At 42.3% G+C, this 11,084-nt stretch carries 11 protein-coding genes and 1 tRNA gene; 10 read left to right on the top strand and 2 right to left on the bottom strand.

All coding sequences use genetic code 11. From position 1 onward, the window contains the following. Positions 1–6: 6 nt before the first annotated feature. A tRNA-Tyr gene (locus IQQ51_RS04830) sits at positions 7–91 on the bottom strand. 389 nt (positions 92–480) lie between these two features. Between IQQ51_RS04830 and IQQ51_RS04835 the strand changes: the two genes are divergently transcribed. Beyond that, on the top strand, positions 481–1,557 hold the full coding sequence (locus IQQ51_RS04835) for an efflux RND transporter periplasmic adaptor subunit (protein ID WP_193840512.1): 1,077 nt from the start codon (positions 481–483) through the stop codon (positions 1,555–1,557). Next, entirely contained in the window at positions 1,557–4,670 is a 3,114-nt protein-coding gene (vexH, locus tag IQQ51_RS04840; protein ID WP_017062023.1) for a vibriobactin export RND transporter permease subunit VexH, read from the top strand. The genes IQQ51_RS04835 and vexH overlap by 1 nt, the downstream gene beginning before the upstream one ends. Positions 4,671–4,878: 208 nt before the next feature. Here the strand turns inward: vexH and IQQ51_RS04845 are convergent, their stop codons facing one another. After that, the gene (locus IQQ51_RS04845) at positions 4,879–5,202 is read right to left on the bottom strand and encodes a DUF1244 domain-containing protein (protein WP_017094028.1); all 324 of its coding nucleotides are present in this window, start codon (positions 5,200–5,202) and stop codon (positions 4,879–4,881) included. Positions 5,203–5,435: 233 nt separating this feature from the next. Here IQQ51_RS04845 and IQQ51_RS04850 point away from each other — a divergent pair, with 233 nt between their 5' ends. From IQQ51_RS04850 to IQQ51_RS04885, 8 genes are all read left to right on the top strand, one after another. After that, positions 5,436–5,930, top strand: a complete 495-nt coding sequence (locus IQQ51_RS04850) for a hypothetical protein (RefSeq protein WP_048614791.1) — start codon at positions 5,436–5,438, stop codon at positions 5,928–5,930. A gap of 446 nt (positions 5,931–6,376) precedes the next feature. Then, complete coding sequence (locus tag IQQ51_RS04855; protein ID WP_193840513.1) at positions 6,377–7,042, top strand: NAD(P)H-binding protein; 666 nt, start codon at positions 6,377–6,379, stop codon at positions 7,040–7,042. Between the two features lie 61 nt (positions 7,043–7,103). Next, positions 7,104–7,610, top strand: a complete 507-nt coding sequence (locus tag IQQ51_RS04860) for a chalcone isomerase family protein (protein WP_193840514.1) — start codon at positions 7,104–7,106, stop codon at positions 7,608–7,610. A 79-nt stretch (positions 7,611–7,689) separates the two neighbouring features. Next, positions 7,690–8,187 carry a hypothetical protein gene (locus tag IQQ51_RS04865; protein ID WP_228012682.1) on the top strand — a complete coding sequence of 166 codons (498 nt, stop codon included), beginning with the start codon at positions 7,690–7,692 and terminating at the stop codon, positions 8,185–8,187. A 54-nt stretch (positions 8,188–8,241) separates the two neighbouring features. Further along, on the top strand, positions 8,242–9,108 hold the full coding sequence (locus IQQ51_RS04870; RefSeq protein ID WP_193840515.1) for a DUF302 domain-containing protein: 867 nt from the start codon (positions 8,242–8,244) through the stop codon (positions 9,106–9,108). Positions 9,109–9,280: 172 nt separating this feature from the next. Then, positions 9,281–9,982 carry a hypothetical protein gene (locus IQQ51_RS04875; RefSeq protein WP_193840516.1) on the top strand — a complete coding sequence of 234 codons (702 nt, stop codon included), beginning with the start codon at positions 9,281–9,283 and terminating at the stop codon, positions 9,980–9,982. Between the two features lie 16 nt (positions 9,983–9,998). Then, positions 9,999–10,547 carry a DUF3332 family protein gene (locus IQQ51_RS04880; RefSeq protein ID WP_193840517.1) on the top strand — a complete coding sequence of 183 codons (549 nt, stop codon included), beginning with the start codon at positions 9,999–10,001 and terminating at the stop codon, positions 10,545–10,547. An 84-nt stretch (positions 10,548–10,631) separates the two neighbouring features. Beyond that, positions 10,632–10,904 carry a hypothetical protein gene (locus tag IQQ51_RS04885; RefSeq protein WP_048616802.1) on the top strand — a complete coding sequence of 91 codons (273 nt, stop codon included), beginning with the start codon at positions 10,632–10,634 and terminating at the stop codon, positions 10,902–10,904. The last annotated feature ends 180 nt before the right edge of the window (positions 10,905–11,084 follow it).

Raw genomic sequence — 11,084 nt, forward strand, 5'->3', positions numbered from 1 at the left:
AGAATATGGTGGAGGGAGACGGATTCGAACCATCGAAGGCAGTGCCGGCAGATTTACAGTCTGCTCCCTTTGGCCACTCGGGAACCCCTCCAGGGTGTTTTTCCTAACTCATAATGGATAGGCTAAAGAAATGTTTTTCCCAACGCATCTCTCAAGTGCGGAGCGCATCATAGCAAACACGCTAAACCTGTAAAGGGTTTTTCTTATGGTTTTGTGTTAAATGCTGCCTTTTTGGGCAAAGATGGCGAAAAGTACGCATATTGCTCGTGAAGTGAACATCTGTACTAAGGTTTACGTACTGATAGATAACACCTTGAGGTGACAGGCTTTCTGTATTGTGTTCAATGTGTCTAAAGCGTGATGAAACGTAAATGGAATTTAATCTAGATTTACACTTCTTGACGTTACAGCATTTATCAGTTGATAGAATACGGTTAATTTCATTTATAGATTTCAAAATTAAACTTGCAGACCATTATTATGAAGCATAAATCTGTTTTAACCCTGCTTAGCTTGTCTATTCTTATGGCGTCTCCAGCCGTACTTGCTAAGCGTATGGGCCCTAGCACTGTCACTGTTGTTACTGAGCAGGTTGATATTCACCAAGTTAGCCAATCTCTTTCGTTGGTCGGTAAGTTAGAAGCCGAGCAATCAGTAATGATCACTTCTGAAGTGGCTGGCAGAGTGGACTCTATCAACATTAAAGCCAATCAAGATGTCACTAAAGGGCAGATGTTGGTTCAGCTTGATGACGACAAAGCGAAAGCGGCGGTTGCAGAAGCGCAAGTTTATCTAAAAGACGAGCAACGTAAGCTAGCGGAATTTCAACGCCTAGTGAAACGTAACGCGATCACGCAAACTGAAATTGACGCTCAGAAAACGAACGTAGAGATTGCCAATGCTCGTTTAGCTGCTGCAAATGCCAATCTGAAAGATCTTCACATCAGCGCGCCATTCTCGGGCACTGTTGGTTTTATCGACTTTAGCCGCGGTAAAATGGTTACAGCCGGTACTGAACTCGTGACCCTAGACGACCTATCGGTAATGCAATTAGATCTGCAGATCCCGGAGCGTTACCTTTCTAAACTGTCTAAAGGTATGAAAGTAACGGCTCGTACCAGCGCATGGGGTGACACTCAGTTCACTGGTACTGTAGTAGGCATTGATTCTCGTATTAACGCTGAAACCTTGAACCTTAGAGTTCGAATTCACTTCGACAACAATAATGATTATCTAAAGCCAGGTATGTTAGTGGCGGCGGATATGGACTTCCCACCAGTGGAAGCGCCAATCATTCCAGTTCAAGCGCTTGAGTATTCAGGTACGAAGCGTTTCGTTTATGTTATTGACGAAGATAACAAAGCAACTCGTACAGAAGTTTTCCTTGGGGCACGTATTGATAACGAAGTCGTGATCGACAAAGGCATCGAAATTGGCCAGAAGATCGTGGTGCAAGGTATCGTGAACATGCGTGACGGCGTCTTGGTTCAAGAGCTTGCCGTTAATCGCCCAGTTGATGCAGCAAGCGATAAAAAAGCACAAGAAGGCGCTAACTAATGTTGTTATCTGATGTTTCTGTAAAGAGACCAGTAGCGGCCGTCGTATTGAGCCTACTATTGGTTGTGTTTGGTATTGTCTCTTTCAATAAGCTCGCAGTTCGTGAGATGCCAGATATTGAAAGCCCGGTAGTATCGATCAGTACTCGTTATGAGGGTGCGTCTGCCACCATCATTGAAAGCCAAATAACCTCCAATCTTGAAGATCAGTTATCCGGCATCAGTGGTATCGATGAGATCGAATCCACAACGCGTAACGGTATGTCGCGTATCACGATTACTTTTGAGCTTGGTTACGACCTCAATACCGGTGTGAGTGATGTTCGTGATGCGGTAGCTCGTGCGCAGCGTTCATTGCCAGATGAAGCCGACGACCCAATTGTTTACAAGAACAATGGTAGTGGTGAAGCTTCGGTTTACATCAACTTAAGTTCGACAGAGATGGACCGAACGCAGTTAACCGACTACACCGAACGTGTGTTGATTGACCGCTTTAGTTTGATTTCTGGCGTGAGCTCAGTGGATATCTCAGGTGGCTTGTACAAAGTAATGTACGTCAAGCTGAAACCTGCGCAGATGGCGGGTCGTGGTGTTACCACCTCGGACATCACTTCTGCTCTGAACAGTGAGAACATTGAAAGCCCGGGTGGTGAAGTACGTAACGATGCGATTGTGATGTCGGTTCGTACTGCTCGTTCTTACACTGAAGCTGAAGATTTCGAATACCTAGTCGTTAAACGTGCCTCTGATAACACACCTATCTACTTGAAAGACGTAGCGGATGTTTACATTGGCGCAGAAAACGAGAACTCGACCTTTAAGAGTGACGGCGTTGTTAACGTAAGTATGGGTATCGTGCCTCAGTCAGATGCGAACCCACTTGAGGTAGCTGACTTAGTCCATAAAGAAGTCGAAGCAATTCAAAAGTTCTTGCCTGATGGGACTCGTTTGGCCGTCGACTATGACTCAACTGTGTTTATCGACCGTTCGATCTCTGAGGTTTACAGCACGCTCTTTATTACGGGTGGCTTGGTTATCCTTGTGCTTTACATCTTTATTGGTCAAGCACGTGCAACACTTATTCCTGCGGTAACCGTACCTGTATCTCTGATCTCGTCGTTTATTGCCGCGTACTACTTCGGTTTCTCTATCAACCTGATTACCCTGATGGCACTTATCTTGTCGATCGGTTTGGTGGTAGATGATGCGATCGTGGTGGTTGAGAACATTTTCCACCATATTGAACGTGGTGAGTCACCGCTGCTTGCTGCCTATAAAGGTACTCGTGAAGTAGGCTTCGCGGTAATCGCAACAACGCTTGTATTGGTAATGGTATTCCTACCAATCTCGTTCATGGACGGTATGGTTGGCCTGTTGTTTACCGAGTTTTCTGTATTGCTCGCGATGTCGGTGATCTTCTCGTCGCTAGTCGCATTAACGTTAACGCCAGTATTAGGCAGTAAAATTCTAAAAGCGAACGTTAAACCAAATCGCTTTAACCTGTTTGTCGAGCGCGTATTTGGCAAGCTTGAATCTGGTTACCGCGCGGTGTTGCGCCGTGCTCTAAACTGGCGTTGGGCTGCTCCAATCATCATTATCGCGTGTATGGGCGGTAGTTATGGCTTGATGCAACAAGTGCCGTCGCAACTGACGCCACAAGAAGACCGTGGTGTTATCTTTGCGTTTGTTCGTGGTGCCGATGCAACCAGTTACAACCGTATGTCTGCCAACATGGACATCGTTGAAGAACGCTTAATGCCATTGCTTGGTCAGGGCTTCTTGAAGTCATTCAGTATTCAATCACCAGCGTTTGGTGGTAATGCGGGTGACCAAACGGGCTTCGTAATCATGATCCTAGAAGATTGGGATGAGCGTGACGTTACAGCACAAGAAGCGTTGAACGAAGTTCGTAAATCGTTGAACGGCATTCCAGATGTTCGTGTATTCCCATTCATGCCGGGCTTCAAAGGTGGTTCAAGTGAGCCTGTTCAATTCGTACTTGGCGGTTCTGATTACTCTGAACTTCAGAAGTGGGCAGAGCTCTTAAAGCAAGCCGCTGAAGATTCTCCAATGATGGAAGGCGCGGACATCGATTACTCTGAGAAAACACCAGAGCTATTGGTAACCGTAGATAAGCAGCGTGCAGCAGAGCTAGGTGTTAGCGTTTCAGACATTTCAGATACGTTAGAAATCATGCTTGGTGGACGCAGCGAAACGACCTTCGTTGACCGTGGTGAAGAGTACGACGTGTATCTGCGTGGTGATGAAAACAGCTTCAACAACGCGAACGACTTAAGCCAAATCTACATGCGAACTCAGTCTGGTGAGTTGGTTACACTCGATACGTTGACGCACATTGAAGAAGTGGCTTCATCGATTCGTTTGTCGCACTACAACAAGCAAAAATCGGTGACCATTAAAGCCAACCTAATGGAAGGTTACACGCTGGGTGACGCGCTCGATTTCCTTGATGAACAAGCGATTGAACAGTTACCGGGTGATATTTCAGTGAGCTACTCTGGCGAGTCAAAAGACTTCAAAGAGAACCAATCAAGTATCCTCGTGGTATTTGCTCTAGCAATGCTGGTCGCTTACTTGGTACTGGCCGCGCAGTTTGAAAGCTTCATTAACCCGCTGGTGGTGATGTTCACCGTACCTATGGGTATTTTTGGTGGCTTCTTAGGCTTGGTGCTGATGAGTCAAGGTCTCAACGTCTACAGCCAGATTGGTATGATCATGTTGATCGGTATGGTAACCAAAAACGGCATCTTGATCGTTGAGTTTGCTAACCAACTTCGTGACCGTGGTATTGAGTTTGAAAAGGCGATCATTGATGCTTCGGCTCGACGCTTACGTCCAATCATGATGACGGCATTCACGACGCTAGCGGGTGCAATCCCATTGATTACTTCAACGGGCGCAGGCTATGAAAGCCGAGTGGCAGTAGGTACGGTTATCTTCTTCGGTATGGGCTTCGCGACATTGGTTACTCTGTTCGTTATCCCTGCGATGTACCGACTGATTTCTGGCTCAACACGCTCTCCGGGTCACGTGGAAGCGGAACTAAACAAAGAGCTTAGCCATGACAACGTGGGCAGAACCTCTCACGGTTAGTTGGTAAAACTAAGGGCTAGACTATAGAAAGTTGTTATAGCCCTTAAGTTTAAAGCTTGATAAGGAAAGCCCAGTAACTGGCGTCCAACTATTGGAGGCAGTTACTGGGCTTTTTGTTTGCTAAATATTGATGATTGAAAGTAGGAATGCGTTCAATCGAAAATAAAACTTCGCTCAGGATACGAACTCTTATTTGGTGTCCAATTTCTTAACTCTTTTTCGCTTGGCGAGCTTCAAACGCGGCCAATTGTTCAGGCGTCGCTTTCGGTTGATGGTTAGCTTTCCATTCATCGTAAGTCATGCCATAAACACGTTCACGTGCATCGTCTAAATCTAAATCGACTCCCATCAATTCAGCTTCTGCTGCATACCATTTGCTAAAGCAATTTCGGCAAAAGCCAGCCAAAATCATTAGGTCGATGTTTTGCACGTCTTTATTGTTGTCTAGATGAGATAATAGGCGACGAAATGAAGCGGCATCTAGCTTGTCTTGTTCTTCTTGAGTTAGTTGCTTGTATTTGAATTCAGCCAAAACTCTTTCCTTTTCAAGTTAATGATTATCCTTAATTAGAGTCTACACGGCTGCGAGATTGACGCCAATACTCATTCACTGGTTTGAGTATGTACCCCTCAGATTTCTAGGTCCTCATAGGATAATAAAATTACAACTAGACCGGTCGGTCTGCGTTGTGTATTATTCATTCAACACTTCAAATTAGACAATCAGATCATTGAAGCAGAAAACCGGAGAGAGGAGATCAAAGCATGACATTAGCATTTGAAACATACTTGGCTATTGGTTTATCGATGGCGCTATTGAGCCTTTGGAAAACCTATTCAGGGCCTGCTATTGCCGCGTTTCTATCTTACTCCTACCCAGAAATGCTGTTGTTTAATTTAATCCCAGCGATGATAGCTGCGTATGCAGGTTGGAAAATTGCTCCCGTCTATTCAACTTTATTTAAGAAACAAAAAGGCGCTGTCTTTAAACCAAAACTCAGAAAATTCATGAAAAAATGGAATCAATACGGCCAACTGTCGATGGCTATTTTGGCTCCTGTCTTAGTCGGAATTCCGAGTTATACCTTTGTTTCGAAACGATTGAATCAAAGTGGCGTGAAAACATTTGGCATGCTGACATTGTCTATTTTAGGCTGGAGTAGCTTGGCTTATAGCTGTTTCGCATTCCTAGATGTTGGTCAGTATGTGGCGATAGAGAATATTATTCCCGAGTCTGTTCTTGAGAATATTCAGCAATAAATAGATTAATTTACACAATTTGCAGTGCGCGAAACGGAGTCTAACTCCTAACACGTGAAGTGTTCATGTTGTTTCGTCGCCATTGGCGATTTGAAAGCTTGTCCCCTTAGATATCCTCATTGAGCTCTCGCTCGGTTTTAAGTACCAAACACTTCAACGACTCATTCAATGATCAAGTCATCTATATCTATACTGATACTTAAATCGGCTCTTACCGGTTCTTGGAGTATCAGTAACGGTCTCCCCAAAACTTGTCGAGCGTTCGCGTTTCAACCCCTCACTAATCAGATCTATGTTCCAGAGCCCAATGCGTTTCATCTTCGAATATGTAAACCGATCAGTCTAATTCTGACAAAGTTGACAATATTCTGACTAGACCGGTCGGTTTGTTGCGTTTATTATATATACAACGTCGAGACGACATAACTTTAAACGGTGAATTTCATATGAATAGATCAATCATTATTGCTGGTTCGAGTGGCTTAGTTGGACGAGAAACGCTGAGTACTTTATTAGGCAGTCAGAATATCAGTACTGTTTACGCACTGTCTCGACGTGAACTCAATACGCAGCACCAGAAATTGAAGCAGATAATTGACAGTAATCTAAGTGTTCCTGCAATCCATTCAGATTCAGATCTTCCGGACGTTGGGATCATCGCTTTAGGTAGCACGATTAAAAAATCGGGTACCAAAGATAAACTTCGTGCAATTGATGTTGATCTAGTCGTGTCGACCGCAGCAAACATGAAAGATCTTGGAGTGAAACACTTGATCGTCGTGTCATGTCTTGGAGCTGATAGTAAAGCTCGCTCGCATTACCTTCGCTGCAAAGGGGAGATGGAAAATGACGTTGAATTACTTGATTTTGAGAAAACGACTTTCCTACACCCGGGCCCGTTAGCAGGGGATCGACAGGAGAAGAGAACTGACGAAAAGTTACTTCAAGGTGCTCTTAAGGTACTTAAGCCGATGATGATAGGCAGAATGAAAAAATATCGACCAATTCAAGCATCGAATATTGCAAACAGCATTTTGGTTCATTTGACATTTCCGAGCTCGAGAAAGGTGGAGAGATTAGATTCTCTCGACATGATGAAGCTAGCGTCTTAGACCCATCTCGGCATGAGCGAGTACCTGCGATGTTTAAATCTGAATGTAGGAAGAGATACCAATGAGATACAAAGTAACATTTTTGTTGATGACTCTTGTGATGGCCGGGGAAGCGTTCAGTCACGAGCTAAAAGCCGAGTCTTCGCACGCGCAATTTGAATCGTGGGCATACGATGATTATCGAATGGTCGCAGAAAATACTCGCACATTATGGTTTGTCGACTATTACGATATTAGTCACTTGAAAAGCAAAGAAGGTGATAGCGCACTTCTATTGACGTTTACGCCTGAGAAGTTAACACAAGAAAAAGTCACAACAGCCACTATTGAGGCGTTGGAAGAGTCAAACCCAGGCATCAATATGAAAGACTCAAATATTCAAAAACTAGTGGATAGCCTATCCATTCCGCTGATTAAAGGCGATGTGATTGCCATTATCTACAGAGGGGAAACGATGCAGATTCAATATAACAATGACGTTGTGTATCAGGCTAAAGCATCTTCAAAACAGAGTGTTGCTTTAAGGAATATCTGGCTAGGCGAGACCCCTGTTGATGATTTGCTATAACAGCCAATTAAAGTGGGGCAAGTTCCTCATGATAATGGTGCTAACTTTGCCATCGTTCGTTGCTATGAGTGGAGAAAATATGATGACGAGAATTGAGAAAGCTGAGTACAGAGAGTTTGCGAAGGGACTTAAGTATGAGTTGGTATTTCGAAACTTAGGTAAACAGGTATTTTCTGAACTCAAACATAACCCGCCAGGCAGTATGACAGCAAACAGCTTGGACTTGCTCAGTAAAATGGAGCAACACAATACCATTGTGATGAACCCTGTCCGCAAACAATACGGTGTTGATAGCACTATTCATTGTAAAGATAAGTTTTTTGCTAAAACAGTGACGTTGTCTTTGAAAGTGATGCCATATTTAGGGGCGAGATATTTAGAGGGCAGCGCAGAGCGATTTGTTCATCAGCTTAAGGATATTCAAGCATTCAGCCCAGTCGGTTATGAAAAAGAAATGACTTATATGGTAGAGCATGAAAAAGCGCTGTATGGGTACTTAGTCCATTTGAATGATGGTGACCTAAAGCGCGCCCACTCAGTTCTTGAAGACTTTGTTTCCGATCATAATATTCAATAGATTTGATTGTTTCGTTTTGTCTTCAATCATTTTCAAACTCTAAAGAGGTTATCTATGAAAAAACTGTCTTTAATTGCTTTGTGTGTTCTGCCCATTCTAGGTTGCGAAACGACCGTTGATCAGAACGCTCATCAATCTCAACTAAATGCCGTTGATGAGAGTGTGCTCATTGTTGATAAAAACGCTGAAGATAACGGGTTAGATAAAGTGTTAACTATCGACCATTCTCGATTAGCTGAACAGGCAAATGAATATTTAGCACCAAGTCGAGTGGACTTTTATACCGACGACCAGCTGAATACTCAGTTGCTCAAAGACAGTTTACAAGTAGGGCTCGATTTACCATTTCGTGTTTTGAATTATGTTGAAAATGGCGAGCAAAAAGTAATTTATACCGATGCTCAGTTTATTCAAAAGCGACACGGAATAATGGATAACGAAGCCCTTGAGCAGTACGCAGAAAAAACGGCATCGCTAACTAATGAGCTAGATAACATTGCACCAGTTCAGAGCGAAGGCTTAACAAAGAACTACGGCATTGAAACATTAGTATCAGAGTATGATTTTGAAACGACACTGAACAATATTAAACGAGATGTTCTTGCTCAAGGTGACACGGTTTGGTTTATGAACTGGGATTTTAAGGCTAGAGCAGAAGCGATTGGTGAGTCATTACCTAATGCGACCCTGCTCGTTTTTGGTGGACCAGCGCCAGGTGCAAAAGCAATGACCGATTTCCCAAGTATTGGATTGGATGCTTTTGGCCAAAAAGTATTAGTGACTGAAGAAAACGGTCAAGTGACGGTTGCTTACAATAATATTGTCGACATGTCTGAACTCCATTATCAGGACAATGCAATTTCTCATAAGGTCATCAACTTTCGATTGGGTAAAACTCTCGGCGGTGCGGTAGAAAAATAATCTATCGCCTTACGATTTATATCGATAATTAACATCTAATTAATTCACATTAATAAAAAGCCATGTTTTTAAAATTATGGCGTGGCTTTTTATTGCCTAAAAACAACGGCTAATTTAATAGCCTAATTTTAACACTGCCATTTTGGCATTGAAATTTAACCATTGGAATATCATGAAAACACAACTTTTAACATTATCTTCTTTATTTGTTATTTCTTTTTCTAGTGTAGTATCTGCAAACGATACAACGAATTCAGAAAATGTAGAACAAGAGGTACAAGCTGAAAATAATTATCACAATCAAGATGTCAGAAATGTTCAGAGTAGTATTAAAGCTGGATACGATACACAAGAGTTTGATCGATATGACGTGAATATAATAGGCGTTGAAGCTACCTACGGTATTAATGATAAAGCTAGCATCGGTTTAAGCTACGATACTCTTGATATTGACTTTGGTAATGATAAATTAAATGACCATTATGATAGAGAAGATGTCATTACACTATCTGGCCAATACAATATTTCAAATAACATTGTTATTGATGGTGAGTGGAATATCTCTGGAGACTACGACAATCTTACCGTCGGTGGTAACTACGTCGCTGATGCTGGCTTTGGTGCATGGAACGTGGGTGCCAACTATTCAACTGGTGATGTGAGCGACGGCTTTGACCTAGAAGCGGGCGTTTTGGTGCCATTTGGTAACATGTATTACCGCGGTGATTTTACTTACTTCTTGGATTCTGATGTCGACACTGTGTTTGAAAATGCGCTGGGTTGGACTAACGGCAATGTTGATGTGAATGCATCCGTAACTATGTATGAATTTGACGATACCTCTGTTGGTATTGAATTCGGTTACTATTTCTAAGTCGTAGGTAGATGAAATGAAAATCTTCAGTAAAAAGAGTTCGATCAAGCTTGCGGGTATCCTGTTACTTGCCCCAATTCTTAGCGGTTGTGTCGGTAGCAATTTCACGACTAAAAAGTTAATGGAGTTCAACATAAAGGTTGTTGATAACCGCTATGCACGTGGCGGTGTTAACTTCTTATTGGTACCCGTTTATGGCTTTACAACATTGGCAGATTACTTCGTTGTTAACTCAATTGAGTTCTGGACGGGGTCAAACCCTTTCGACGGCACTCCGCATATCTTTGATAGTAAAGTCGAGACAATGATTGATATTAATAGCGATCTTGATCCTTCATTGCGTGATGCACCGATTGATCCTCTGACGTACCACAACATTGAAGACAGTCACATAAGAACCATTGACGAAAATACTATTGAGATGGAAGTGACTTATGTTGACGGCACTTCTTCAACGGTAACCGGCGTGAAGGAAGGTGCAAACGTTAAGTACTTTGTTGATGGTGAGTTTGTCTCTGAAACCTCTGTAGAGGTGTTATCAGAAGCATTTGAAGTGAGCTCATAATCATCCATTGTTAAAGTGAACTTTATTGTTCGCCTATTATTTCTAAATATTTACGATTAATAATCAAGCTTTCAGGATATTAATATGAATCAATTTGGCGTGACTGGTTTTATTGTAAAAAGTAGCCTTACTAAAAAGAATATTCAACCTGTCGATGATATGTCTTATCCGGGGTGTAGTTTTTTAGTGCAAACAGATAATTTTCTAGTGTCATGTTGTTCATTAGATAAATATATTGATAATGCGTTTGAAACTCTGTTTAACACAAAAGGTAAAGTTAAACTGGAAGGATTTTTGTTTGTAGATACTTATAGTGATAATGCGTCTTTGTCTGTAGTGACAAAAATAACACAGTGATAGCGATTAATAAGTGTCTTAATAGGGGCTTGTTATAAAGAAAAAGGACGAAGTTAACTTCGTCCTTTTTGTTATTGTAAACTGGCGTTGTTGATCAAATCAGCTTGAAGATCAACGATGCCATATTTGACTAGCCGTTAGCTTCTAACGGGCATACCTAGTCCTATGACTTTGTTTATA

Source organism: Vibrio sp. OPT18, assembly GCF_015163615.1.
Lineage (GTDB): Bacteria > Pseudomonadota > Gammaproteobacteria > Enterobacterales > Vibrionaceae > Vibrio > Vibrio coralliirubri.

Excerpts from the sequence above, each read along its gene's own strand:
- IQQ51_RS04835 (WP_193840512.1), top strand. The coding sequence starts at position 481 with ATGAAGCATAAATCTGTTTTAACCCTGCTTAGCTTGTCTATTCTTATG.
- vexH (WP_017062023.1), top strand. The coding sequence starts at position 1,557 with ATGTTGTTATCTGATGTTTCTGTAAAGAGACCAGTAGCGGCCGTCGTA.
- IQQ51_RS04850 (WP_048614791.1), top strand. The coding sequence starts at position 5,436 with ATGACATTAGCATTTGAAACATACTTGGCTATTGGTTTATCGATGGCG.
- IQQ51_RS04855 (WP_193840513.1), top strand. The coding sequence starts at position 6,377 with ATGAATAGATCAATCATTATTGCTGGTTCGAGTGGCTTAGTTGGACGA.
- IQQ51_RS04860 (WP_193840514.1), top strand. The coding sequence starts at position 7,104 with ATGAGATACAAAGTAACATTTTTGTTGATGACTCTTGTGATGGCCGGG.
- IQQ51_RS04865 (WP_228012682.1), top strand. The coding sequence starts at position 7,690 with ATGATGACGAGAATTGAGAAAGCTGAGTACAGAGAGTTTGCGAAGGGA.
- IQQ51_RS04870 (WP_193840515.1), top strand. The coding sequence starts at position 8,242 with ATGAAAAAACTGTCTTTAATTGCTTTGTGTGTTCTGCCCATTCTAGGT.
- IQQ51_RS04875 (WP_193840516.1), top strand. The coding sequence starts at position 9,281 with ATGAAAACACAACTTTTAACATTATCTTCTTTATTTGTTATTTCTTTT.
- IQQ51_RS04880 (WP_193840517.1), top strand. The coding sequence starts at position 9,999 with ATGAAAATCTTCAGTAAAAAGAGTTCGATCAAGCTTGCGGGTATCCTG.
- IQQ51_RS04885 (WP_048616802.1), top strand. The coding sequence starts at position 10,632 with ATGAATCAATTTGGCGTGACTGGTTTTATTGTAAAAAGTAGCCTTACT.